The sequence below is a fragment of the Kineothrix alysoides genome, assembly GCF_000732725.1.
GTDB classification, from domain to species: domain Bacteria; phylum Bacillota; class Clostridia; order Lachnospirales; family Lachnospiraceae; genus Kineothrix; species Kineothrix alysoides.
Window position 1 is genome coordinate 541,066 of sequence record NZ_JPNB01000001.1, and the last position, 22,750, is coordinate 563,815.

28 protein-coding genes and 1 riboswitch are annotated in these 22,750 nt (G+C 43.3%); of the genes, 22 read left to right on the forward strand and 6 right to left on the reverse strand.

Annotation, left to right across the window (positions count from 1 at the left end; genetic code table 11):
- Nucleotides 1-53 precede the first annotated feature (53 nt).
- From CC90_RS24950 to CC90_RS0102580, 3 genes are read left to right on the forward strand one after another with little or no spacing between them, the layout of a single operon-like run.
- Nucleotides 54-1,067 (forward strand): UbiX family flavin prenyltransferase, encoded by a 1,014-nt coding sequence (locus CC90_RS24950; RefSeq protein ID WP_081905845.1) that lies wholly within the window; start codon nucleotides 54-56, stop codon nucleotides 1,065-1,067.
- Nucleotides 1,064-2,134 (forward strand): alpha/beta hydrolase, encoded by a 1,071-nt coding sequence (locus tag CC90_RS0102575; RefSeq protein ID WP_031389270.1) that lies wholly within the window; start codon nucleotides 1,064-1,066, stop codon nucleotides 2,132-2,134. The genes CC90_RS24950 and CC90_RS0102575 overlap by 4 nt, the downstream gene beginning before the upstream one ends.
- A gap of 35 nt (nucleotides 2,135-2,169) precedes the next feature.
- Nucleotides 2,170-2,991 (forward strand): MBL fold metallo-hydrolase, encoded by an 822-nt coding sequence (locus tag CC90_RS0102580; RefSeq protein ID WP_031389271.1) that lies wholly within the window; start codon nucleotides 2,170-2,172, stop codon nucleotides 2,989-2,991.
- Between the two features lie 5 nt (nucleotides 2,992-2,996).
- Here the strand turns inward: CC90_RS0102580 and CC90_RS24790 are convergent, their stop codons facing one another.
- A complete protein-coding gene (locus CC90_RS24790; RefSeq protein ID WP_278245443.1) occupies nucleotides 2,997-3,122 on the reverse strand; it encodes a hypothetical protein in 126 nt (41 codons plus the stop codon).
- Nucleotides 3,123-3,369: 247 nt separating this feature from the next.
- On the opposite strand from CC90_RS24790, the gene CC90_RS0102590 reads away from it, so the two are divergent.
- The gene (locus CC90_RS0102590) at nucleotides 3,370-4,092 is read left to right on the forward strand and encodes an ABC transporter ATP-binding protein (RefSeq protein WP_031389272.1); all 723 of its coding nucleotides are present in this window, start codon (nucleotides 3,370-3,372) and stop codon (nucleotides 4,090-4,092) included.
- Nucleotides 4,093-4,137: 45 nt separating this feature from the next.
- Nucleotides 4,138-4,884: an ABC transporter permease gene (locus tag CC90_RS0102595; RefSeq protein WP_031389273.1), complete on the forward strand. Its 747-nt coding sequence runs from the start codon at nucleotides 4,138-4,140 to the stop codon at nucleotides 4,882-4,884.
- A gap of 12 nt (nucleotides 4,885-4,896) precedes the next feature.
- Here CC90_RS0102595 and CC90_RS0102600 read toward each other — a convergent pair whose 3' ends face one another.
- A complete protein-coding gene (locus CC90_RS0102600) occupies nucleotides 4,897-5,844 on the reverse strand; it encodes an ABC transporter substrate-binding protein (protein WP_031389274.1) in 948 nt (315 codons plus the stop codon).
- A 38-nt stretch (nucleotides 5,845-5,882) separates the two neighbouring features.
- Nucleotides 5,883-6,632, reverse strand: coding sequence for a polysaccharide deacetylase family protein (locus CC90_RS0102605; protein ID WP_031389275.1), 750 nt, complete (start codon nucleotides 6,630-6,632; stop codon nucleotides 5,883-5,885).
- 421 nt (nucleotides 6,633-7,053) lie between these two features.
- On the opposite strand from CC90_RS0102605, the gene CC90_RS0102610 reads away from it, so the two are divergent.
- Nucleotides 7,054-7,848, forward strand: coding sequence for a class I SAM-dependent methyltransferase (locus CC90_RS0102610; RefSeq protein ID WP_031389276.1), 795 nt, complete (start codon nucleotides 7,054-7,056; stop codon nucleotides 7,846-7,848).
- Between the two features lie 13 nt (nucleotides 7,849-7,861).
- Here the strand turns inward: CC90_RS0102610 and CC90_RS0102615 are convergent, their stop codons facing one another.
- Both CC90_RS0102615 and CC90_RS24145 read right to left on the reverse strand, forming a co-directional pair.
- Nucleotides 7,862-8,338 (reverse strand): GNAT family N-acetyltransferase, encoded by a 477-nt coding sequence (locus tag CC90_RS0102615; RefSeq protein ID WP_031389277.1) that lies wholly within the window; start codon nucleotides 8,336-8,338, stop codon nucleotides 7,862-7,864.
- 10 nt (nucleotides 8,339-8,348) lie between these two features.
- Complete coding sequence (locus CC90_RS24145; protein ID WP_157837522.1) at nucleotides 8,349-8,522, reverse strand: hypothetical protein; 174 nt, start codon at nucleotides 8,520-8,522, stop codon at nucleotides 8,349-8,351.
- 62 nt (nucleotides 8,523-8,584) lie between these two features.
- Here CC90_RS24145 and CC90_RS0102625 point away from each other — a divergent pair, with 62 nt between their 5' ends.
- From CC90_RS0102625 to clpB, 11 genes are all read left to right on the forward strand, one after another.
- Complete coding sequence (locus tag CC90_RS0102625) at nucleotides 8,585-8,830, forward strand: hypothetical protein (protein ID WP_031389278.1); 246 nt, start codon at nucleotides 8,585-8,587, stop codon at nucleotides 8,828-8,830.
- A 7-nt stretch (nucleotides 8,831-8,837) separates the two neighbouring features.
- Nucleotides 8,838-8,916, forward strand: a riboswitch (ZMP/ZTP riboswitch).
- Between the two features lie 151 nt (nucleotides 8,917-9,067).
- Nucleotides 9,068-10,240 (forward strand): phosphoribosylaminoimidazolecarboxamide formyltransferase, encoded by a 1,173-nt coding sequence (locus CC90_RS0102630; protein ID WP_031389279.1) that lies wholly within the window; start codon nucleotides 9,068-9,070, stop codon nucleotides 10,238-10,240.
- A gap of 185 nt (nucleotides 10,241-10,425) precedes the next feature.
- Nucleotides 10,426-11,244, forward strand: coding sequence for a DinB family protein (locus CC90_RS0102635; RefSeq protein ID WP_031389280.1), 819 nt, complete (start codon nucleotides 10,426-10,428; stop codon nucleotides 11,242-11,244).
- A gap of 1 nt (nucleotide 11,245) precedes the next feature.
- Nucleotides 11,246-11,380, forward strand: coding sequence for a hypothetical protein (locus tag CC90_RS24795; protein ID WP_278245444.1), 135 nt, complete (start codon nucleotides 11,246-11,248; stop codon nucleotides 11,378-11,380).
- Nucleotides 11,377-11,583 (forward strand): hypothetical protein, encoded by a 207-nt coding sequence (locus CC90_RS0102645; protein ID WP_031389281.1) that lies wholly within the window; start codon nucleotides 11,377-11,379, stop codon nucleotides 11,581-11,583. The genes CC90_RS24795 and CC90_RS0102645 overlap by 4 nt, the downstream gene beginning before the upstream one ends.
- A 12-nt stretch (nucleotides 11,584-11,595) precedes the next feature.
- Nucleotides 11,596-12,387: a class I SAM-dependent methyltransferase gene (locus CC90_RS0102650; protein WP_031389282.1), complete on the forward strand. Its 792-nt coding sequence runs from the start codon at nucleotides 11,596-11,598 to the stop codon at nucleotides 12,385-12,387.
- A 52-nt stretch (nucleotides 12,388-12,439) separates the two neighbouring features.
- Complete coding sequence (locus tag CC90_RS0102655; RefSeq protein WP_031389283.1) at nucleotides 12,440-12,898, forward strand: GNAT family N-acetyltransferase; 459 nt, start codon at nucleotides 12,440-12,442, stop codon at nucleotides 12,896-12,898.
- A gap of 77 nt (nucleotides 12,899-12,975) precedes the next feature.
- Complete coding sequence (locus CC90_RS0102660) at nucleotides 12,976-13,374, forward strand: VOC family protein (RefSeq protein WP_031389284.1); 399 nt, start codon at nucleotides 12,976-12,978, stop codon at nucleotides 13,372-13,374.
- A gap of 196 nt (nucleotides 13,375-13,570) precedes the next feature.
- Entirely contained in the window at nucleotides 13,571-13,828 is a 258-nt protein-coding gene (locus tag CC90_RS0102665; protein ID WP_031389285.1) for a hypothetical protein, read from the forward strand.
- Nucleotides 13,829-14,143: 315 nt separating this feature from the next.
- Nucleotides 14,144-14,569 (forward strand): RNHCP domain-containing protein, encoded by a 426-nt coding sequence (locus CC90_RS0102675; RefSeq protein ID WP_031389286.1) that lies wholly within the window; start codon nucleotides 14,144-14,146, stop codon nucleotides 14,567-14,569.
- A 362-nt stretch (nucleotides 14,570-14,931) separates the two neighbouring features.
- The gene (clpB, locus tag CC90_RS0102680) at nucleotides 14,932-17,514 is read left to right on the forward strand and encodes an ATP-dependent chaperone ClpB (protein WP_031389287.1); all 2,583 of its coding nucleotides are present in this window, start codon (nucleotides 14,932-14,934) and stop codon (nucleotides 17,512-17,514) included.
- 187 nt (nucleotides 17,515-17,701) lie between these two features.
- On the opposite strand, the gene CC90_RS0102685 is transcribed toward clpB, so the two are convergent.
- Nucleotides 17,702-18,607: a helix-turn-helix transcriptional regulator gene (locus CC90_RS0102685; RefSeq protein ID WP_031389288.1), complete on the reverse strand. Its 906-nt coding sequence runs from the start codon at nucleotides 18,605-18,607 to the stop codon at nucleotides 17,702-17,704.
- Nucleotides 18,608-19,040: 433 nt separating this feature from the next.
- Here CC90_RS0102685 and CC90_RS0102690 point away from each other — a divergent pair, with 433 nt between their 5' ends.
- The 5 genes from CC90_RS0102690 to CC90_RS0102710 all read left to right on the forward strand — a co-directional run bounded on the left by CC90_RS0102690 (nucleotide 19,041) and on the right by CC90_RS0102710 (nucleotide 22,370).
- Complete coding sequence (locus CC90_RS0102690; protein ID WP_031389289.1) at nucleotides 19,041-19,487, forward strand: RrF2 family transcriptional regulator; 447 nt, start codon at nucleotides 19,041-19,043, stop codon at nucleotides 19,485-19,487.
- Between the two features lie 67 nt (nucleotides 19,488-19,554).
- Nucleotides 19,555-20,688, forward strand: coding sequence for a M20/M25/M40 family metallo-hydrolase (locus tag CC90_RS0102695; protein ID WP_242843231.1), 1,134 nt, complete (start codon nucleotides 19,555-19,557; stop codon nucleotides 20,686-20,688).
- Nucleotides 20,685-21,305 (forward strand): peptidase C39, encoded by a 621-nt coding sequence (locus tag CC90_RS0102700; RefSeq protein ID WP_031389291.1) that lies wholly within the window; start codon nucleotides 20,685-20,687, stop codon nucleotides 21,303-21,305. The genes CC90_RS0102695 and CC90_RS0102700 overlap by 4 nt, the downstream gene beginning before the upstream one ends.
- 36 nt (nucleotides 21,306-21,341) lie before the next feature.
- A complete protein-coding gene (locus CC90_RS0102705) occupies nucleotides 21,342-21,869 on the forward strand; it encodes a cysteine hydrolase family protein (RefSeq protein ID WP_031389292.1) in 528 nt (175 codons plus the stop codon).
- A 288-nt stretch (nucleotides 21,870-22,157) separates the two neighbouring features.
- A complete protein-coding gene (locus CC90_RS0102710; RefSeq protein ID WP_031389293.1) occupies nucleotides 22,158-22,370 on the forward strand; it encodes a hypothetical protein in 213 nt (70 codons plus the stop codon).
- The last annotated feature ends 380 nt before the right edge of the window (nucleotides 22,371-22,750 follow it).

Consider the following 22,750-nt stretch of genomic DNA (forward strand, 5'->3'; position numbering starts at 1 on the left):
AACTATTCCATTAGTTATAGGTTGACGGGCAGGAGAAAGAGTGTGATATTTATATGAAAAGAAGAATCGTTATTGGTATGAGCGGCGCTTCCGGCGCTCCGCTTACCATAGAGCTATTGAAACAGCTTCAAAAATATAAGGAGAGTCTGGAGGTTCACCTGATTGTGACGAAAGGGGCGGAAATGACCCTTTCGCAAGAGACGGGGGCTACCTTGGATGAGCTTGGGCATCTGGCGACGGTAGTCCATGACAACCGCAATGTCGGTGCAGGCCCGGCCAGCGGAAGCTTTCAAACCATCGGCATGATCGTGATACCGTGCAGCGTAAAAACCTTGGCAGGAATTGTCAGCGGATATAGCGATAACCTTCTATTGCGTGCAGCAGACGTCACCTTGAAGGAGAGAAGAAGTCTCGTTCTGGTAGTGAGGGAATGCCCCCTCGGAACGATTCACCTGCGAAACATGCTGGAAGCGAGCAGGCTGGGTGCGGTGGTGATTCCTCCGGTATTGAGCTACTATAACCACCCTGAGACAGTAGAAGACTGCAATCGCCATGTCATAGGAAAAGTGCTGGACCAGTTCGGCTTAGAGGGTGAGGGCTACAAGCGTTGGGCAGGCATGGAAGACATGGGTGAGGAGAAAAGGAGCAAGGATATAAGCTTTAGAATCGTACATAACCTTATGGGCAGGGATATATCGGCGAAGGTGACCGTCCTTGCTCATGGGATGTCCGTGCTGCTGACGGGAGGAGAGGTGCCTCACGTGGGGGCTGTATCTCTTGCAGACGAAGCGGGGCAGATAAGAACCATCGGTCTGGATGGGCATAAAGAGCAAGTCGTAGGGGAACGCTGGGCCGGGGAATTGTACCGGATAAAAAAAGAACCTGTCAGCGTGACTGCGGGTATTCACTACGACAAGCTGACCAAAGAGCAGATAGAGTATGTGGTAAATGAGATGAATGAGATGCTGGAAGAGGTAAAAAGCATACTGCTGAAGCATCAGTCCGACCTCGGAGGGAGTTGCCTCGAACGAGATTATACAATGGAAAGGGGTGTCATTCAAATATGAAAAAATATAGTGATGAAACAGTAATGAAAATGATGGGACAAACGCAAAGCGTTTTTGTACACGGCGTATCGGTGGAGCTGAAGTGTGCGGAGGATGGGAATGGACCGGGAACCATTGACCCTAGAATACTTGAGCAGATGAAAGAACGGCGGTCCTCTGTGGCAGAAGAGGGTGAGCCGCCTATTGCAGTTATGCGTAAAAGGATGATTGGAACGAATTACAATCAGAATACATTTCCGATTTGTACAAAATATTTGGAAATAGATACCACCTGTGGAAAGGTTCCGGGGTGGATGTACTATCCGGTGAGAATGGAGGGAAAACGCCCTTGCTTTATGTACGTGCATGGAGGCGCATTTTTCGGCGGAAGCGTAATTACGGTAGAAAACGGCTGCCGGTTACTGGCGGAACGGTCGAATTCGATAGTATGCAACATCGATTACAGCCTTCCCCCCGAGACACCTTATCCGGTTCCGACGACCCAGATCTACGAGTCATTAAACTATTTGAGCAGTCATGCCTCTTTTTATCAAATCGATGAGAAGAATATCTTCATTGGAGGAGACAGTGCGGGCGGCAATATGTCGGCGGCAGTAACGCAGATGGATAGAGACAGAAATACGGGACTACTAAAGGGAGAGGTGCTGATTTATCCGAAATTGATATTCGCCAACGATTTGCTGGAGGGATATGAAAGAAATCTTAACGTATTCGAGCTGGTAGAAGAGGAACGGTCATACTTGGAGGAGTTAACAGGTATTGGTTCCGATGAATCCAATGAAAGAGATGCGGCCTTTTATGTGCAGGGACAGTATGATTTGAAAAACCCTTATATTAGTCCGATGCTTGGAAAAAAAGAAGGTCTCCCAAAGACGCTGATGATTCAGGCGGAATATGACGGTCTTCGTTTAGAGGGAGAATATTATGCAAAATTGCTGAAGGAATCAGGCGTACCGGTCAGAATGATTCGCTACTGTAATGTAAGTCACGGATTTGTAGATCAAATTGGGCTTCTCCCGCAGGCAGAAGCCGCAATCAATGAAATAGCAGCATTTATAAATGAATAACCGGGGTTTGTAACAGAAAGAGGAAGAGGAAACAAATGGTTACATTTAAAACAGAAAAAGTATCGCCTTATGTAACGAGAATTTTTGGAATCAATACAGAATTAATGTATTTGGTAGAAGGCGCGAAAAAAGCGGCACTGCTAGACACCGGAAGTGGCTTTGGGAGCTTAAAAAAGACGGTGGAACAATTGAGTCAAAAGCCCGTCATCGTGCTTTTGACTCATGGGCATACGGACCATGCTATGGGTGCGGGGGAATTTGACGAAGTGTATATGAATCATACTGACGATTATATTTTCGGACCACATGGGGATAAGGCTTTTCGATGGCAGGGTATGGAAATGTCACCTGACTTTTCGCTGCTAGATGAGGCGGATTATATCGAGACCGCCGATGCAGCAAGCTTTCATGACATGAAAGGCGGAGATTGCTTCGACTTGGGGGGCGTGCACATCGACATATTCGACTGCCCGGGGCATACCTCCGGCTCTGTGGTCATGCTGATTCGGGAAGAAAGGATGCTGCTGACAGGGGACGCCTGCAATTCTTTTACCTTCGCTTTTGAGGAGTATTCTCTGCCAATCGGAGAATATGAAGAGAACCTGAAAAAAATGAAGAGTGAGACTGACGGCAAGTATGAGCGCATTTTGCTGTCCCACGGAGACGGCAATGCTCCCATCGATATAATCGCGGGTGTGATTCAGGTGTGTGAAGATATTAAGTCTGGGAATGTGGATGACGTTCCCTTCGAGTTTAAGGGTACATCGGGTTATATAGCTAAAGAAATGAAGATTCCTGAAATGCTTCGAGCAGACGGAGGACATGGGAATATTGTGTATAATAAGGGGAAGATTTGAGGTTATTATTTTGAGGTAAATGCGTATACAGTTTTCTTTTCGTATGGATCCGGTATCAGAATAAAATCAATTTCAGAAAGCCCAAGAAAATCGGAGGCCATCATAGCCTCCGATAAATTATTTACAATCATAAGAAGAATCCTGCACTCCTTTTAGGAATTTCACATTTCCTTCCATCCAAAATCAGTTTATGAAACCATAGTATGATGTTATAATACTTAGAAAGTACAACGGCAATCGTATTTTGCCTGCAGCAAGAATTATCGGTGCTGCGAATACGGTAATCAACAAAGGGAGGAAGAAACCGGAAGATTTGCTGTAACTTTATACGGTAAGAATATATCGGGAGGACAGAGATTGAAAAAAGAATTTATTTTGATGGAGCAGGTGTCCTTCTCTTTTGGGCGACAGCAGGTTTTGAAGAAGGTCTGTCTCTCGCTGGAACAAGGTATTTCCTACGCTTTGATTGGGAAGTCGGGTTCCGGTAAAACGACAATACTGAATTTGATTGCCGGATTTTTAAAGCCTGACGAGGGAACTGTGAGCATTAACGGGACAAGGGTGTTAGGCCCAAGGAAGGAAACGGCATTTCTTTTTCAGGAGTTAGGGCTTTTTCCATGGCAGACGGTAGAGGAAGCGGTTGCTATGCCTCTCAAGCTGAGGGGCGGGAAGCAGGAGGCGAAGGAGGCTGTCTATCATCTGCTTGAGAAGCTGGGACTTGAAAAATACGGGAACAAGTATCCGCAGGAGTTGAGCGGAGGGGAGCAGCAGAGGGTAGCGCTTGCCAGGACCTTGATCGGAGGCCCTGATATTATCTTGATGGACGAGCCTACTTCCGCTTTGGATGCGGCAACCAAGGAGGAATTGCAGGGAGTGATCCGGGAGGAGCAGCAAAGGCGGGGGACGACGCTGTTTTTCGTAACCCACGATGTGGAGGAGGCAATGTGGCTGGGGCAGTATGTTCTCATCTTGAAAGAGGATGGCGAGGTGGAGCAAATAGAGAATCCCTATTATTTTAACAAGGATGCCAGAGAGCAGTTAGGATTTTATGAAGAATGCATCAAATTAAGACAGTTGTTAAAAATGGAGAAAGAAGGATAAAGAAAGCATATGGCTATTCGAACAAGGACCAAGAGGAGCGGGGGAATGTTTGTTAAGAATCAATGTTTAGGCTTTGTCAGCTTTCTTATTTTCTGGGAGATATGCCATCTGCTTTTAAATACTCATACAGTGCCATCTCCGTTGGAAACTCTTGCGTATATGCTGACAGTTCCGGGAAAGCTTGCACTTCATTGCGGTGCCAGCATGCTGAGGGTGCTGGCGGCAATTGGCATTTCGCTTATAATAGGAGTCCCGGCAGGTATGCTTCTGGGTGTAAATGAGACGTGCAAGAAACTATTGTCTCCTTTTTTATATTTTATTTATCCAATGCCGAAGATTGCATTTCTTCCGGTTTTTATGCTCTTATTCGGACTCGGCAATACTTCGAAGATAATTCTCATGATCTGGATTATCATATTTCAAATGATTTTATCGGTAAGGGATGGTGTAGAGCAGATTTTGCCGGTGCATTTTAAAGTGATGAACAGCTTTTGTGCTACGTCAGGACAAAGATACCGTTATCTGATTTTTCCGGCTATTCTTCCTCAGATTTTCTCGGGGCTGCGCATTAGCATTGGAATTACGCTGGCTTCTTTATTTTTTGCGGAAAATTATGCGGCCACATACGGCATCGGCTATTATATTTTAAGCGCATGGACGAAAATGAATTATGTGGAAATGTTCGGAGGGATTCTGGCAATCGGCTTTTTAGGAATCATATTATTCGATTTGTTAGATTCATTAGAACGTTTCAGCGCGCCGTGGCTAAAGAAAAATGCTGCGGAGCGCTGAGAGGATTTTTAATTATGGGAGAAAGGAAAAGTCGGTAAGCTCTTCATAAGTATAACTTTTACCAATCAGCTCCTTATTCCTGGTCCATTCGATGATATGATCGAATGGGTCTTTCGCAATGGGGCCTGCATAGGCGAAGGTTCCGCTTTGACTTGCGAGGTAACCGCTGATTGCTTCCGGGAACTGGTACTGAGCGAGCAGGTCACTGTATTTGGAAGCATCGGTTTCATTCATATAATCGATAGCAGCATTATAAGCGGAATAAAATGCTTTTATTGCCTCCGGCTTGCTTGCGATAGTATCCTCGGTAAACATAATGACACCGCCCTTTATACCGGCCTCTTTCGAGCTGCCTAGCAAATGAGCGCCCTGCGCGGCCAGCATTCCGGCCTGCGGCTCCGTGAATACGACTCCATCGATCTGATCAGACATCAAAGCCTCAGATCTGCCGGAGAAGGAAGGGATTTCTACGATTTCATATGAAAAGTTGTATTCAGCAGCAAACTCATCCATGATATATTCTAAAATAAAATTAGGAACGAGAGAAACTTTCTTTCCGCTTAATTGTTCCATGGATGTAATTCCGGAGTTGGGAGAAGAAAGTATTTTAAAGTCTTCGCTGATGTCCGAGGTGATTTTCATGGGAATGCCGTTATCTGCAAAAGCCGCGGCAGTCATGACATCACCGATGGCTGCATCGAGGGACTTGGCTTGAACCGCTGCATTACGGTCGTTAGGAGAGGAAAATGACTGCAAGGTCACTTTTAAACCGGCATCTTCGAAAAAGCCCATTTCCTGCGCCAGAATCAGGGGAATGGAAGATTCCGCAGGAAGGATGCCGACAGTTAACTCCTCACTTTCTTTTTCGATAGCCGCAGTATTATCAGCCGTATCTTTTCCGCAGGAAGCGAACAGAAAAAGTCCGGTCAACAATAAGGGCAGTGTAAATATTTTTTTCATAATAATATAAATCTCCTTTTCTGTATTTTCGTTATTTTTCACCCCAGAATTTCTTTAAATGCGGCCAGGTCCATAAAATACGGAACGACCATGCGATTCAAAAGGAGGGGATCTGTCTCTTGGGTATTTGGTCCATTGTTTGTAGTAAAGGCCAGAAGAAAGCCCTTTGACTTAAGCAGCGAAACGTTGCGATCCTCGAATAAACTGAAGGGATAGGCAAAGGTATCCTTTGCATTGACTATGGACTGAGCGTTACAGCGGTCCAAATCTTCGGAGAATTCTAAATCATCAGCCTCCATCATCCTGCCGACTGCGGCGCTTGACCTCGTATGGAATAAATCGGTATGGTTAGCGTATTCAAAGACGCCTGCCATCTCTTCCAGCTCATGTTGCGTCAGGCAAACGGATTTCTCGGGCATAAATGATATCTTTTCGCTGTTCAGCCAGCCTGTGACTACAAAGACAACACCATGAAACCCATATTTTTTCAAGAGCGGGTAAGCGTAACGGGCGATGGACTGATAGCAGTCATCGAAGGTCAATAATACGGACTTATCGGGTAACGTTGCTTTATCATAATAGTAATTCCTGACCTCCTCAAGCGTTAAGGTGTGATAGCCGTTTTCATACAGATATTCCATTTGCATCACGAAGTTTTCTAAAGTGATGAATAGCGGGGAGGGCAAATTATCTTCATAATCCTGCCTTACTTCAATAGGATGTGTCTGTTCGGGAGAGAACATAGTTCCCTCGCGGATCTCATGATATACAAGAGCCGTAAATGACATTGTGGTATACTCCAATCCGGTTTTGAATTTGTGAAAGCTTAAAACTAATCATAAAGTATAGCACAGAGAAAAATAAAATGATAGATTAAAATTTACTGATTAGAAGATTAGAAGATTAGAAGATTAGAAGATTAGGAGATTAGAAGATTAGAGCATTAGAAGATGTTACTACAAAGCCGAAGACTGGATAGTAACGAATCATTATAAGCCGTTAAAACATGAGCGTGCATGGGATTGATAGTATATTTAGAAAAAATAAATTTTATAGTGATGATTTGAAATTGACAAATAAAGGGGAAAGTTTTATAATTCAGTTAGTTTTAACTAACCAAAATTCGGTTTAAACAATTTGTATAATGCACTGTCCTTTTAAGATATAGGGCAGCAATAGATGATGAAGATAATTTAATGAGGTGGAATCATGAAAGAAAATGAAAAGAAAACCAACTATGGTAATTGGGTGCCGGACAATCTGATGCATAAAATGTGGATAGCAGCGGGCTTGATATTCCTGCTGTGGATTGTAAATTGGATTTTTTTAGGAAGTATGATATTTGCGGTAATTTTTGGATTCTTTTTCCTGCTTATGCTGGCAGTAAGTGTCTATATGCACAGATGCAAAGCTATTTTTGCTTTTGAAAAAGGCGGGCTTATGGGAGAAATACACGAATATCTTGTAAACCATCTTCCATATAACGGGGATGGAATTCTTCTCGATATCGGATGCGGTGCAGGCGCCTTAACGATACGCTGCGCGAAGCGTTTCCCGAAAGCTAAGCTTCAAGGGGTGGATTACTGGGGGAAGGAATGGAACTATGCGAATGAACAGTGCGAAAGTAATGCGGTGGTGGAAGGTGTTTCTGACAGAGTGTGTTTCGAGAAAGGAGACGCGGCGAATTTAAAATATCCGTCGGGAAGTTTTGATGCGGCAGTCAGTAACTTCGTGTTCCACGAGGTAAAGACACAGCCTGATAAACGCCTTGTAGTGAAAGAGGCGCTGCGTATCGTAAAGAAGGGCGGTGCCTTTGCATTCCAAGACCTCTTTGGTATGGAAGCTCTTTATGGAGACATGGAGGCGTTTGTAGAGGAACTGAAGGCAGAAGGAATCCGGGAGATTCATTATATTGCCGATATTGAGAGGCTTGACTTTGTCCCTAAGTTCGTGCAGGCACCGTGGATGCTGAAGGGGGTAGGAATCATATATGGAATCAAATAAGGGCATATGGAGATTATACGAGGTCATATTCGAATTCGATCTCATGTTGTAAGGGAATATCATTTTCTCCAATGAATGGAATTTCCGGTTTCAGCTTTCTGGAAATATCTAAAGCATTATGGTACAACCGTACCATGTCGAAGCCGCGTTTTTGATAAAACCGCATCGCATTAATATTGTCATTTGTTGTGATTGCGATAATTTTACTGCATTGATTTTGTCTTGCTACTGAAAGAATTTTCTTTATTAATTCAGTAGCAATTCCTCTGCCTTCAAGCAGACTATCCAAGGAGATTATCTCACAAAGATTGCCGCTTATTGTATACGTTAATAAAGCAATGATTTCTGAATTCTCATAAACTGCAATTCCGTCAACTTGTGTCATGTCAACAATATTTCCACGGATGATCATCTTTGTGGTCAGCCAGTGACTTGCAATAAATGAATTGATATCTGAACGATTTTCACTATTTATAAAAATATATTCCATACATTCCACCTTAAAACGTCTGTTCCCAATTAGCTTTGTTGTTTGCCCATGCTGAGTGGACTCCTCTGTCAAATTGCAGCTGGTTGAATAAATAGGCCGGAAAGCCTATGGAATAGCTATTAAGTATCAGCTTTTCCATTTGGTCAAAATATTCGTCAGTATAATATGCAAATTTATATTTCATATGAATTTCCCCTTATTCTGTAAGTGAAGCCCAAAAGTGTTATTTGTAAAATTTTATCACTGTTGTTATTCCTTAGTCAACTAATTCCGTCAGGCACCAACTCCGCCAGGAACAGTTTTCTTCGACGGGCAGGAGCTTCAGGAACTGCCGGAGCCGAGCGAATCATTTATCTGGAAGACGGGTTTATCAAAGAAGAACTGATTCTGGGAAAATACGACGAAGCAAGAAGGGAAGAAAGAGAAAAACGTGCGGCTGTCTTTATGAGAAAATGGTTAAAGGGAAATATTGACAAAAGTGATTTTCTGTAATAATGTTAGGTTATCATACAACTGACGGAAGTGGAATTAACCACATGAAGTATGACAATGATGTGCCGACCGTCTGGGCGAGTGCCCGGACTGACGGCACTTTTTTTGTGTAATTAGGAAAGCGCTCCTGTTGCACAAAAATAGATGCACAGCAAAGTGCACGGAACAAAAGCTGTGCTGCCAAAGTGCTTGGCTGCGAGAGTAGGTGAAGCACACTTTTGATTGGAGGATGTTCATATGAAAGAATGGAAATTACGCTACGGATTAAATCCGAATCAAGTTCCCGCTAAAGTATATACGGAGAAGGGAGAGCTGCCCTTCGAAGTACTAAACGGAAGCCCCGGATATATCAACTTTATGGATGCATTGAATGGCTGGCAGCTTGTCAGAGAGCTAAAAGCAGCTACCGGCTTGGCTTCGGCAGCTTCTTTCAAGCATGTCAGCCCTGCCGGAGCAGGAACGGCAACGCCTCTGCCGGATTCCCTTCTCCGGGCTTATCATTTAGGGGAACAGGAATTATCCCCGATGGCTATCGCTTACGTGCGGGCCAGAGGAACAGATAGGATGTCATCATACGGCGACTTTATCGCGCTGTCCGACGTCTGTGACATACAGACGGCTAGACTGATAAACAGAGAGGTTTCGGATGGTATCATCGCTCCGGCTTATACGGAGGAAGCCTTGGTATTGCTTAAAAACAAGAAAAAAGGGATGTACGTGATTTTGAAAATAGATGAAGAGTTTAAACCCGAAGGCACAGAGAAAAGGGAAATATTCGGCATTACATTCGAGCAGGAAAGAAACGCGGTAGAAATTACGCAAGAACTTTTAAGAAACATTCCAACAATAAGAAAGGAAATACCAGGAGAAGCCGTTCGTGATCTGTTAATTGCGTTGATAACACTTAAATTTACCCAGTCTAACTCTGTATGCTATGCGTTCGGCGGGCAAACGATCGGAGTAGGAGCGGGCCAGCAATCGAGAATTCACTGTGTCCGTCTGGCCGGTGATAAGGCGGATGTCTGGCATCTTAGGCAGCATCCCTACATATTGTCTTTGCCTTTTTATGAGAGAACAAAGCTCGTAGACCGTGATAATGCAATTGACCTTTTACTTAGTAAGGAACCGGAGGCCGTGACGGAGGGGGATAGCTGGAAACATCTTTTTACGGAGAAACCCAGGCTTCTTTCTTCCTGCGAAAGAAAGGAATGGTTACGGCAAATCAGTGGTATTTCGCTGGGCTCGGATGCCTTTTTCCCCTTCGGAGATAATATTGAAAGGGCCGTTAAAAGCGGCGTTTCCTATGTTGCGCAGGCAGGCGGTTCTATGCGGGATGATAATGTAATTGAGACTTGTAATAAATATGGGATTGCAATGGCTATGACCGGAGTAAGGTTGTTTCATCATTGATTTCACATACCGAATATTTTATGGATAAATTGTATGTTCAGCATATAAAGATTTATTGACAAGCACAGTAACCGCGAATACACTTATTAGGTGAACCGTGTTCAAGAGAGTGTCGTGGAAGGTGCTTAAAAAATCGGGTTATTAATGCAATGAGGTATAAATTGAATTAGGGGAGGAAGAGGGACGTGAAATATTTCGGAGAGGGATTAAGTGAGAAACATAAAGAACTTAGCAGAATTATTCGAAAGGAAGAGAAGCTTGAGCAGGCCAAAACGCTGTTTTTAGAGATTCATTCGAAGCTTAATTTGTCCGGAATGGAGAAGGCCGAAGAGCCAATTATTAATTCCGCGTCTGCCCAAACTTGTATGAGGGATAAGATTGAAAGAAAAGCGCTTTCAACGATTGATTTCCTTTCCGCCAAAGCGGACAGGGAGGATAAAAATGAGACAGATAATCTCCTGCGTGATCTAAGTAAAGAGGAATATGCCCTTATGCCTACGAACAAGGACGAGACGATTGCCTGGGTGCTATGGCATATCGCAAGAATTGAAGATTTGACCGTGAATATGCTTATAGCGGGCAAAAAACAGATATTCAATGAGGAATGGAAGAAAAGGCTGAATGTTTCCATCAGCGATACAGGAAATGCTATGTCCGATGACGAGATTATGGAACTTAGCCGAAATATTGATATTGATGAGCTGCTTCGCTACCGAAAAGAAGTTGCGAAAAGGACAAGAGAAGTCGTAATGGATTTGAAGGCTTCGGATATGAAAAGAAAAGTTTTGCCGGGTGCTTTGACAGACATTCAGGCAGTTGGCGGTGTGACTGAGCATCCGGATTCCATCTGGCTCTTGGACTATTGGGGAAAGAAGGATGTTGCCGGTATTCTGCTTATGCCCCCCACGCGTCATGTCATGCTCCATTTAAATGACTGCTGTAAATGGAAGGAGCATATCAGAAGTAAGAAGAAGATTTTTGCCGGCGATCAATTGGAGGAATAATATGGGAAAGAAAAAAAGGGAACATATTGTATTCGATCAGACGCTTAAGCCTAAAAAGAGCATTCCTTTTGCTGACGTAAATAAGAAGGGCGACGGGAAGCATAAAATAAGCAGGCAAAGGAGTGGTATGAGATGAGCAAATATAAATCTTTATGGGAATATGTACAAAAAAGTGGCAGTAAGTCATTTAAACTTACGTTTGATGAAATCCGGGATATTGCGGGAATACCGATAGACCATTCTTTTTTGAATTACAAAAAGGAACTGACGGAGTATGGGTATCAGGTAGGAAAAATATCTATGAAAGAGCAGACGGTTGTTTTTAATAAAACTGATTAAGAGGAAACAGATATGAATGCAGTCAATAAAACCCTATACATTCCTTTGTTCGGAAAAGCGGAGGTAAGTCGAAAAGGCATTATAATCAAAGATCCCAAGGCTGAAGAAATATGGAAACAGGAAGGCTTTGCGCTGCATGGAAAAGCGAAATCCAGGTGGCTGGCTTATTATATGGCTATGAGAGCGCGGGTATTTGATGAATGGACAAAGAATCAGCTTCAAAAATATCCGGAAGCAATCATTTTGCACATCGGATGCGGGATGGACAGCCGTGTTGAAAGGATTAATGCCTTCGAAAGGATTTGGTATGACATCGATTATCCTTCTGTGATACAGGAAAGAATGCAATATTTCACAGAATCCGATAATTACCGGATGCTGAGCGCCGATGCTTCCGACATAAAGTGGATAAACGGATTGGAAAAAGGGAAAGAAGCTATCGTAATCATGGAAGGTATAAGCATGTACCTTACGAATGAGGAGCTGGGTTCTTTGTTTCTGGCACTGCAAAGCCAATTCGCCAACGTACTTTTGCTTATGGATAGCTACACTGTTTTCGGGGCAAAAGCATCCAGGTTTAAAAATCCGGTAAATGATGTAGGTGCGAAAATCGTTTCGGGCATCGATTATCCGGAGGTTTTAGAGCAAAATGAGAGGATACATTTTGCCGGGGAGCTTGACATGACTCCGTCCGGGTTGGTTGATGAGTTAAGTGCTTTCGAACAAATATTTTTTAGGCTCATGTTCGCAGGGAAAGCAGCGAAAAGAATTTACCGTTTATATGAATATAAAATTATTAAATAGGAAAATAGGACGCGGGGAAGAGGCGGCATGTTAGAAATGGGGGAGGACAGTTATGTGGTATGGAATGGCATCTATGGAGGATATTGAGCAATTGAAGGCGGTGAGAATTGCCTACATAAACAGTGATCAAGGAGAAATCTCAGAAAAAGATTCAGCACTGATGATACATAATCTAACCATATATTTTGCAAAGCATTTACAAAAGGATTTAGTTGCTTTTGTAGCGAAGGAAGATGATCGAATCGTATCAACTGCATTCCTGCTCATCATTGAAAAGCCTTCCAATCCGCGTTTCATCAATGGGAAAATAGGGGAGGTGCTAAACGTGTACACAGAAGAAGCATACAGACGGCAGGGAGTTGCAAAGCAACTTATGAAAATGCTGATATCTTTTTCTAAGGAGAAGGAGCTCGACTACATAGAGCTTAAGGCGACAAGGGATGGCAGCCTTCTATATAAAAGTCTTGGTTTTACCGAGCAGATTTCACCCTATATACCTATGCGGTACTAGAAAAAGCAGATGATGCCTAAGATTCCAAGTTTGCTGATTCCAGGCTGCAGGATTTGAAAAAAGGAGAACATGGTTGTATGAGGTTAGACGGATTTGGAATCTTTGTGAAGGACATGGCGGTGATGGTGCGTTTTTACAAAGATGTGCTGAACTTTGAAATAAAGGAAAGTGAGAATACTTCGAATGTTTACCTTGAAAAAAACGGAACGCTCTTTCTGCTATATCGAAGAACTGATTTTGAGAAAATGACTAATAATCGTTTTCACTATGCGAAGAACATCAACGGTCATTATGAAATCGCGCTGAGCGTAGAAAATTATGCCGCGGTGGACAGAGCATTTGAAGAAGTTATTTCTAAGGGAGCGGTGCCTGTAATGAAGCCTACGACGGAGGAATGGGGGCAGCGTACCTGCTATGTTGCGGACCCGGAGGGGAACCTGATTGAAATAGGGTCGTTTACTGAGGGCGCTGACTGATAAAATATACAGTTTTGACGGGAAATATTATTGCGATGAACAGGCTCTGCGATTTAGGATATCAATCAGAGTTTTTGGATGAGGCAAAAATAAACAATACGGCAGAATTTGCCCATACCCTTATGAGAATACCCGTGTGACATAAAGAGTACAGAAATAAGGCAATACAAGATGCAAAATGAAAGGAAGTGATGAGATGAAAGAATTTGCAACAGCGGCTCTACCGTGGATAATTTTAGGGATTACAATTGCCGTTCTTGCGGTAAAAGTAAGTAAAAGAAAAAACGACGGAACGGAAGATGACGAAACGAAAGGCGACTGCACGTCTGAGGGGATGTGTCTGGGAATGTGCTTCGGTATGCTGTTTGGAACTATGGGAATGGTAAATTTGGGGCTTGGACTCAGTCTCGGGATGTTGATCGGCATGACAGCCGGAATGTTTGTGAAGAAATAGTATCAGGAGAATAAGTATTAGGAAGCGGTCAGTGACGGCGATTGCCATGTGGTCAGCGGCAGTTTTCTGCGCCAGCGGTGAAGCCAAGGTAAGCCAGACTGCGATGCAGGCCTGACATATTTTTCTAAATCGTATTCCAAAATTATGATTATTACTGTATAATAAGGGAATAAAAATCGGGAGGAGGATTTTGTATGAAATATTGTAGTAAATCATCGTTTGCAGCAAACCGGGAGGTTTGCGCAATAATCTAAAAAGCGAATCGCGTTGCGTTGACCTCCAAAGGAATTTCAGGCAAACTATTTGGAGGAGCAAATGAATCGTAAGAATAAAAAAATAGCATATACAGACGGTTATTATAAAAACCATGCTTGTGATAGTGTATTTACATGCAAAATATGCGGGTGGCTTGTTGTTCAGGAAGGAGCCGGAAGCAATCATAGGAACCATTGTCCTAATTGCCTTAACAGCCTGCATGTAGATGATGAGCCGGGTGACAGGGAATCTGACTGCGGCGGATATATGGAGCCAATCGGAGTATGGGTAAGGAAGAACGGCGAATGGGCGATTATCCATAGGTGCAAACAATGCGGGAAGCTTGTTTCGAATCGCATTGCTGCAGATGATAATCCTATGAAGCTTATGTCGATCGCCATGAAGCCTTTGACTTTTCCACCGTTCCCATTGGAAAAAATTGAAGAATTAACAAATCTGATGGGCGGAGAAGGCAGGATAAAGTAACCGTAAGAAGAAACGAAATACTCGCCGCTTTTACAGTGGCACTGCCAGGCAGGGAACTTGATTGAAGACAGGTTCCCTGCTGTTTTAATGTGTGAAAGTATTTCATTCTTATGATATAAACACGAATGGGAATGCCCTCAGGGTAAACAATATTCAGATACGGCTTTTATTCCAAACTTATTTATATATTTTTTATAAAAAATTATGACTCGGTTCTTGACAACATAAGCAACACACGTTATATTACAAATAGAACAGAATGATTTAGGCCTATAGTAAAAGGCCGGAGTGAATAGGTTGAAAAGATATTTTTTCAACATCCTGATTTATACGTGTGCTAAAGCACACAGATAGGAGTTACTATGAATATTTCAAAATTTACACAAAAGTCCATGCAGGCAGTAGAACGCTGCGAGCGGCTGGCATACGAATACGGCAATCAGGAGATAGAACAGGAGCATTTGCTTTACAGTCTTCTGACGATAGAAGACAGCTTGATTCTTAAATTGATCGAGAAGATGGAAATTAACAAAGACCATTTTCTGAACCGGGCGGAAGCGGCGGTTCAGAAGAGAGTGAAGGTTCAGGGCGGTCAGGTATATGTGGGCAAGGATTTAAATAAGGTGCTTATCAGCGCGGAGGATGAAGCGAAGCAGCTTGGAGATGAATATGTTTCCGTAGAGCATTTATTTCTTGCCATGATCAAGAATCCGAATAAGGAAATTAGAGAACTTTTCAGAGAATACGGAATTACGAGAGAGCGTTTTTTACAGGTGCTTTCTACCGTAAGGGGTAATCAAAGAGTTACATCGGATAATCCCGAAGCTACTTATGACACTCTGGAAAAGTATGGTCAGGATCTGGTGGAAAAAGCGAGGAACCAGAAGCTCGACCCCGTAATAGGAAGAGACAATGAAATCCGCAATATCATAAGAATTCTTTCCAGAAAGACGAAGAACAATCCGGTGCTTATCGGTGAGCCCGGCGTAGGAAAGACCGCGGTTGTAGAGGGCCTCGCACAACGTATCGTGAAAGGCGACGTGCCGCAGGGGTTAAAGGATAAGAAGATTTTTGCGCTGGATATGGGAGCCCTCGTCGCAGGAGCGAAGTACAGGGGAGAATTCGAAGAGCGTTTGAAGGCTGTCCTCGAGGACGTGAAGAACAGCGATGGTCAGATCATACTGTTCATCGACGAGCTGCATACCATCGTAGGAGCGGGGAAGACGGATGGAGCTCTGGACGCGGGCAACATGCTCAAGCCTATGCTTGCCAGAGGTGAACTGCATTGTATCGGCGCTACCACCTTGGATGAGTACAGACAGTATATCGAAAAAGATGCAGCGCTGGAGCGGAGATTCCAGCCGGTTATGGTGGAGGAACCTACAGTAGAGGATACGATTTCCATACTGCGCGGTCTGAAGGAAAGATACGAAGTGTTCCATGGCGTTAAAATAATGGATAATGCTCTCGTCAGTGCGGCTATTTTATCTCATCGCTATATTTCCGATCGTTTTCTTCCGGATAAGGCCATCGACCTTGTGGACGAAGCTTGTGCCATGATCAAGACGGAACTGGATTCCATGCCTGCAGAACTGGATGAACTGCGCCGGAAAATCATGCAGATGGAAATCGAGGAAACGGCTCTGAAAAAGGAAGAGGACAGGTTGAGCAGAGAGCGGCTTGCCGTCTTGCAGAAGGAGCTTGCCGAGTTAAAAGAGGAGTTTAACAACAGAAAGGCTCAGTGGGATAATGAAAAGGCTTCTGTGGATAAACTCTCCAAGCTCAGAGAGCAGATCGATGCCATCAACAATGAGATTCAGATAGCACAGAGGGATATGGACTTGGAGAAGGCGGCGGAGCTAAGCTATGGAAAGCTGCCTGCATTAAAGCAACAATTAGAAATCGAAGAAGAGAAAGTAAAACGCGAGGATTTGTCTTTGGTGCATGAAAGCGTCAGCGAGGAAGAAATTGCTAAAATAATTTCCAGATGGACGGGCATTCCGGTGGCGAAGCTGACGGAAAGTGAGAGAAACAAGACGCTGCATCTGGACGAAGAGCTGCACAAGCGTGTGATTGGGCAGGAGGAAGGTGTCACCAAGGTGACGGATGCGATTATACGCTCTAAAGCGGGGATTAAGGATCCGACAAAGCCTATCGGTTCCTTCTTGTTCCTGGGGCCTACCGGAGTGGGTAAGACAGAACTTGCCAAGGCTTTGGCAGCCTCGCTTTTCGATGATGAGAACAATATGGTCCGCATCGATATGAGCGAATATATGGAGAAGTTCTCCGTATCCAGATTAATCGGAGCGCCTCCTGGTTATGTTGGTTACGAGGAAGGCGGACAGTTGACGGAAGCGGTAAGAAGAAAGCCCTATTCGGTTGTTCTGTTTGATGAGATAGAAAAGGCGCATCCCGACGTATTCAATGTGCTGCTGCAGGTACTGGACGACGGACGCATTACCGACTCACAGGGACGCACCGTAGATTTTAAGAATACCATTCTCATCATGACTTCCAATATTGGTGCGGGATATTTGCTGGACGGCATCCGGGAGGATGGCACCATCGGAGAAGATGCGGAAAACATGGTAATGGGAGAGCTTCGTGCCCATTTCCGCCCGGAGTTCTTAAACAGACTGGATGAGACAATTTTATTCAAACCTCTGACGAAAGATAATATCGGCGGTATCATAGGATTGATTATGGAGGATCTGAACGAACGGCTGGCGGACAGAAATCTTAAGGTCGAGCTGTCGCCGGAGGCGGGACGTTACATCGTGGATAACGCTTATGATCCGGTGTACGGAGCAAGGCCGTTAAAGCGTTATATCCAAAAGTATGTAGAAACGCTGTCGGCAAAGCTGATTCTGGCAGATGCGGTAGGGGCGGATGACACGATAGAAATCGTTCTGGAAGATGGAGAGCTGAGAGCGAGAAGGAAATAATTTTCAGATAGAATAAAGGGTATCTCAAAATGATGTACCCCTCCTTGAAAGGCATAGTTTTATTTCTTAAACTGCCTGTTCTAAGGGAGGACAGCATTTGCGGGATACCCTTTTGTTCTTTAATAGGAAAATGTTCCTATTAAAGAAAGATAGATGCGCAGCTACGCGCGCGGAGCACACTTTCGTTCTATATCTTTTTTACGGGAATAGCCAGTTTTGCTCCTGTTTCGGGGAAGGCACCGTAGTTAAATTTCGGTATAGCGCCATTCTCATAGGAATATCCCAATTCAGTGGGATTATAGGTCTCATATGCTTTAAATACGCAGTCGATAGCAATTCCGAAATCTTTTTCATCTTCAAAAGGCTCCGACTTAAAATAAAGCATGATGCCGGAATCGATTTCGATGATTTCATATTTTTCCGGAATAGCAGTATTGTAGCTGAAAGGTACTTCTACTCCGGCAGCCGTAGAGGTAGTGCCTTCTTTTACTAAGAACTCCGGCAGCTCTACAATGGCGGCAGTGTCCGTTTTCTCAGGAATACTGTTCAGTATGCCCTCCCAATCGCAGCCATTCTCCTCACAGAAGGACCAATAATCATGAGCACTGGCAGAACGTAAAATAATTAACTTTCTTTTTGGTTTCTCAACCGGCGTAACCGTGCAAATCATAGTGTTTTTATCCATTTCCAATCTCTCCTTATGATTAAGATAGGCATGATATGAAGATACAGGATACTGGACGAACAAAGGGATAGCTCTTGGCGATTTTCGATATTCAGCGGGACCGATTTGAAAGCTTTTTTTAAATGCTCTGGTGTAGCCCTCATGTGTCTCATAATTGGTATCCAGCGCGATATCTACAATGCTGTCTTCGGTTTCCAGGAGCTTTTTTGTACTCGAAGTGAGCATTGTCCTTCTCACATATTCGTTCGGTGTCATATGCAGCAGTTCGCAAAAAAGTCGCTTGGCATGACGTTCTGAATATCCTATGTGTTCATACATTGCTTTCAGACTAAAATTTGATATGGCAATATTTTTCTTTATATAGTCCTGCATAGCCTGAACTATTTCAACTTTATTGTCTTGATTCATATCATTACCTTCATATATATTTTAGAAAAATTTGAGATTGTTTTCTTGACTTAAAAGGACAAAAGTACGTATGCGTTAAGATTGAGACTTATTGCCTCATTTTATTAACGGATTTCTGTATCACAATATTATAATTGGAACGTATATACGGAGGAGGTTAATCCCGTCTATGATCTTTTGTAAGAAATTATTGTGCATGCATATTTTTCATATGGATATAAAAAGTATATCATCGACTTAACGGCAAGTAAATCGTCCATATTTTTTAGCCTTTTGGACGGCCTGCGGTAATGTTACGGTTCATCCTTCGGCTGAACTGTAACGCAATAATTCCTACTCGGTTAATAGGATATTGACAAATGGACTATTCTTTTTTATTATATAATTCATAAAACATATTATTATAGTATGAAATGGAGAAAAGAGGACGCGCATGAGAATATCATCAAAGGGCCGCTACGCACTGGCTGCTGTGACGAATATGGCGCAGCGCTATGACAGCGGAGAATATGCAACGGTAATTAATATTTCAAAAGAACTCGGTATCTCAAAAATATATTTGGAACAAGTTTTTTCTCTCTTAAAGAGGGGAGGCGTGGTCACGTCCACGAAGGGGGCGCAGGGCGGCTATCTGCTTTCGCGCAAACCGGGTCAGATAACGGTATTCGAGGTATTGGCATCGGTGGAGGATTCCTTGTTCGAAAGGACGCAGGAAACCGTGGCAGAAAATGCCATGGATATTGAGAGTGCACTCAGAATCACGGTGTTTGACACATTGGATGAGGTGATAAGTGAAACCTCGCAGGGAATTACTCTCTTAGACCTTGTGAATGAAGCAGAAAAGCACAAAGGCGAACATGAGATTATGTTTTATATTTAAGGAGGTTTGTGTTTGTATAACTCAATCACATCCGCATAGATTTTCTGACTTTGGAAGGAGTATCGTTATGAGAATGACAATTGATAAGGAAAGACTCATTAAGGAATTTACCCGTCTGGTATCTATAGACAGTCCTTCTTTATTGGAAAGGGAGATGGGCGATTACCTGAAAAACAAGCTGGAGGAACTGGGCTTTACCGTAACGGAGGACGACGCAGGCAGTAAGCTGGGAGGAAACTGCGGTAATATATACGGTTTTTTGGAGGGCAGGGAAGAGTTAGAGCCGATTCTTTTCTGTGTCCACATGGATACGGTGGAGCCGTCCAGAGGCAAACAGGCAGTTTCAGGCGCTGACGGGATAATCCGAAGCAAGGGAGATACCGTGTTGGGAGCGGATGATTTTGCGGGAATTGCAGCAATTTTGGAAGCCTTGTACACGATAAAGGAGAAGCAGCTGGAGCATCGCCCTATCGAAGTGTTGTTTACGGTTGCTGAGGAAATATACTGCAAGGGTGCGAAGGTGTTCGATTACAGTAATATCAAATCCAAGGAGGTATACGTGCTCGACTTAACGGGAGACGTGGGCGCAGCCGCTTATCGGGCACCCTCGATTCTTTCTCTCAAGATAGAGGTTAACGGTAAAGCATCTCATGCGGGATTTGCACCCCATGAGGGCATTCATGCGATTCAGGCGGCGGCAGACGCCATTGCTAGGCTGAAGCTGGGGCATATAGACGATGTTACTACGCTCAATATAGGCGTGATACAAGGCGGACTTGCCACAAATATTGTGCCTGCGCTTTGCACGGTTGGCGGGGAGATACGCAGCTATTCCCATAAGAAGGCATTGAAAACGGCCCAGGAGGTAAAGCAAGAATTTGAGAAATCAGCAGAGGCTTTTCAGGCTGCGGTAAAGTTCGACGTGATTACTAATTGTCAAGCGTATGAAACGCCTAAGGAGCATCCTGTGGTTCGAAGATTCGAGGCGGCATGTGAGACTTTGAATATTCCGTTCTCTCTCCAGCAGACCTTCGGCGGCAGTGATAATAATGCGATGGCGGAGCATGGAATAACGGGAATCGTGCTCGCCTGCGCTATGAACCAGTGTCATTCCTGCGAAGAATACACGACGGAGGAGGAACTTGTAAGAATTGCAGAATTGACGAGAGTACTTATGACGAGTGAGGTGAATGAGGGATGAAGAATCCTTTGAACTACCAGATTACCGAATATGACTGCGGTCCGACTACCTTGATAAATGCTATGAGCTTTTTGTTCAGGCGGGAGCAGATTCCGCCCGATATTATCAAGCATATCATGCTTTTTTGTCTGGATGCTTATAACGAAAAGGGCGAGTTCGGGAAAAATGGAACCTCGCGCATGGCGATGATGTTCATAAGCGACTGGCTGAATCAGTTCGGAAAAGTGAAAAAGATTCCGGTCCAGAGCGAATATCTTACAGGAGAAAATGTCACTATCGGTGAAAACAGCAAAATCGTGTCGGCGCTGCAGCAGGGAGGCGCAGTGGTGGCCCGGGTGATGTACGGCAGCTGGCATTATGTGCTGCTGACGGGAATCGACGAAAAAAGGATATGCTTATTTGACCCTTATTATAGAAAAAAGCCGTTTAAGCAAGAGGAAATCGAACTGATTACGGATATGCCATATAGTTTTAACCGCCGGGTTCCATCCGGTATGATGAACGATGCAGGAAAGGGACCTTATGCCCTCGGACCGAAAGAAACCAGAGAGGCAGTCATTATTTTTAACAAAGAGACACAGAAGACGCCGGCAAGAACCATAGAATATTTCATATAACAAGGCAAAGTGGCAGCACTTAAGAGAGGGAAGAAAATGGTATTACTGATTATTGATACACAGAAGCTAATAACTAATAAAAGCCTATATGAATTCGGCACGTTCGTATCCGGCGTTAAGTCGCTGATAAAAAAGGCCAGGGAAAATGATGTCGAAGTAATATACGTGCGGCACGACGATGGCGATGGCGGAGAATTGGTAAAAGGAACGGAGGGCTTTGAAATTTACGAAGAATTCAAGCCGGAAGAAAACGAAAGAATATTCGATAAGAATGTAAACAGTGCATTTAAAGAAACCGGCTTGGAAGAATATCTAAAAGAAAAGGGCGAAAAGGAAATTATTATAGCGGGACTTCAAACGGATTATTGCATTGATGCATCTGTAAAATGTGGATTTGAGCATGGGTTCCACATTATAATACCGGCACATGCCAATACAACGGTAGATAATGAGTATATGACAGCAGAAAAAAGCTATGAATATTATAATGAATATATGTGGAATAACAGGTATGCGGAATGTATATCCTCGGAGGCGGCACTTGAAAGGATGAAAAGGCGATAGCAAGATGTACCATAAAATGGGCTGTCGCAGGAGCAATGACGTTAAATAAAAAAATAAACCAAAATTTTCAAAATAATATTAAAAACTTAAAAATTTTTATATAATAAACAAAAATGTTGTTCCGTAATTAATTATAAACGAAACTGCTCTCTGTCAAGTAAACGGTGAATAATGATAAACTCGGGATATGGTATCATAAACTAGACACTTAAATTAAGAAATTATGTGGAAATGGTATCATAAAGTATACACATAGTTGAGGGAATATTATGAAATGTGGTCTGCTTTATGGCAAGAAGGAGCTCTGATAAGGCATTTAAAATTGCTACAGCAAAACCGGCTCATGAAGATAGCATGTTCGTTTCAGGAATTTTGACGGACGTTCCTTTGATTAGAACTCATTATATCGCCAGGCAAATAAATAGCAAAAATACCGATAAAGTGCGTTTCCTGGGCATGGAACTGCACTTTATTCATGTTATGGACAAATCAAAAGGTTAACGTAAGAGAATCCGGAACTTCGTAAGGAACTAGGGCTATAAAAAAATTCCAGACCTTCCTCAAGAAAAAATACATAAAATCCTTTATATCTTTCCGGGTATATAACGCCCGTCCAATTTGAAGAATGAAGTTCATATTATCGACTTAACTTTGTGTATACAAAACTTTGAAAAGTCCAGACTTTCCCCCTATTCATGCGGGTATTTCACCCTATTTAACTATTGATTTTTCCATAATCTGACGGTATTCTATAAAAGTGTATATTTTTAAACGCTATAAATACATATTTATAGGAGATATTGTAGGTAAACTGTGTCACGCTGGATTGTGGAGTACGGATTCGGTACAAGTTTAAGGTGGCAATTGGTTTAAACTAAGGA

Coding starts and splice junctions, on each gene's coding strand:
- CC90_RS0102600 (WP_031389274.1), bottom strand. CDS start 5,844: ATGAAAAAAATATTTACACTGCCCTTATTGTTGACCGGACTTTTTCTG.
- CC90_RS24950 (WP_081905845.1), top strand. CDS start 54: ATGAAAAGAAGAATCGTTATTGGTATGAGCGGCGCTTCCGGCGCTCCG.
- CC90_RS0102580 (WP_031389271.1), top strand. CDS start 2,170: ATGGTTACATTTAAAACAGAAAAAGTATCGCCTTATGTAACGAGAATT.
- CC90_RS0102595 (WP_031389273.1), top strand. CDS start 4,138: ATGTTTGTTAAGAATCAATGTTTAGGCTTTGTCAGCTTTCTTATTTTC.
- CC90_RS24145 (WP_157837522.1), bottom strand. CDS start 8,522: ATGAAATATAAATTTGCATATTATACTGACGAATATTTTGACCAAATG.
- CC90_RS0102690 (WP_031389289.1), top strand. CDS start 19,041: ATGAGAATATCATCAAAGGGCCGCTACGCACTGGCTGCTGTGACGAAT.
- CC90_RS0102630 (WP_031389279.1), top strand. CDS start 9,068: ATGAAAGAATGGAAATTACGCTACGGATTAAATCCGAATCAAGTTCCC.
- CC90_RS0102605 (WP_031389275.1), bottom strand. CDS start 6,632: ATGTCATTTACGGCTCTTGTATATCATGAGATCCGCGAGGGAACTATG.
- CC90_RS24795 (WP_278245444.1), top strand. CDS start 11,246: ATGGGAAAGAAAAAAAGGGAACATATTGTATTCGATCAGACGCTTAAG.
- CC90_RS0102655 (WP_031389283.1), top strand. CDS start 12,440: ATGTGGTATGGAATGGCATCTATGGAGGATATTGAGCAATTGAAGGCG.
- CC90_RS0102695 (WP_242843231.1), top strand. CDS start 19,555: ATGAGAATGACAATTGATAAGGAAAGACTCATTAAGGAATTTACCCGT.
- CC90_RS0102615 (WP_031389277.1), bottom strand. CDS start 8,338: ATGGAATATATTTTTATAAATAGTGAAAATCGTTCAGATATCAATTCA.
- CC90_RS0102575 (WP_031389270.1), top strand. CDS start 1,064: ATGAAAAAATATAGTGATGAAACAGTAATGAAAATGATGGGACAAACG.
- CC90_RS0102685 (WP_031389288.1), bottom strand. CDS start 18,607: ATGAATCAAGACAATAAAGTTGAAATAGTTCAGGCTATGCAGGACTAT.
- CC90_RS0102645 (WP_031389281.1), top strand. CDS start 11,377: ATGAGCAAATATAAATCTTTATGGGAATATGTACAAAAAAGTGGCAGT.
- CC90_RS0102665 (WP_031389285.1), top strand. CDS start 13,571: ATGAAAGAATTTGCAACAGCGGCTCTACCGTGGATAATTTTAGGGATT.
- CC90_RS0102590 (WP_031389272.1), top strand. CDS start 3,370: ATGGAGCAGGTGTCCTTCTCTTTTGGGCGACAGCAGGTTTTGAAGAAG.
- CC90_RS0102660 (WP_031389284.1), top strand. CDS start 12,976: ATGAGGTTAGACGGATTTGGAATCTTTGTGAAGGACATGGCGGTGATG.
- CC90_RS24790 (WP_278245443.1), bottom strand. CDS start 3,122: ATGATTGTAAATAATTTATCGGAGGCTATGATGGCCTCCGATTTTCTT.
- CC90_RS0102650 (WP_031389282.1), top strand. CDS start 11,596: ATGAATGCAGTCAATAAAACCCTATACATTCCTTTGTTCGGAAAAGCG.
- CC90_RS0102710 (WP_031389293.1), top strand. CDS start 22,158: ATGGCAAGAAGGAGCTCTGATAAGGCATTTAAAATTGCTACAGCAAAA.
- CC90_RS0102700 (WP_031389291.1), top strand. CDS start 20,685: ATGAAGAATCCTTTGAACTACCAGATTACCGAATATGACTGCGGTCCG.
- CC90_RS0102675 (WP_031389286.1), top strand. CDS start 14,144: ATGAATCGTAAGAATAAAAAAATAGCATATACAGACGGTTATTATAAA.
- CC90_RS0102705 (WP_031389292.1), top strand. CDS start 21,342: ATGGTATTACTGATTATTGATACACAGAAGCTAATAACTAATAAAAGC.
- clpB (WP_031389287.1), top strand. CDS start 14,932: ATGAATATTTCAAAATTTACACAAAAGTCCATGCAGGCAGTAGAACGC.
- CC90_RS0102610 (WP_031389276.1), top strand. CDS start 7,054: ATGAAAGAAAATGAAAAGAAAACCAACTATGGTAATTGGGTGCCGGAC.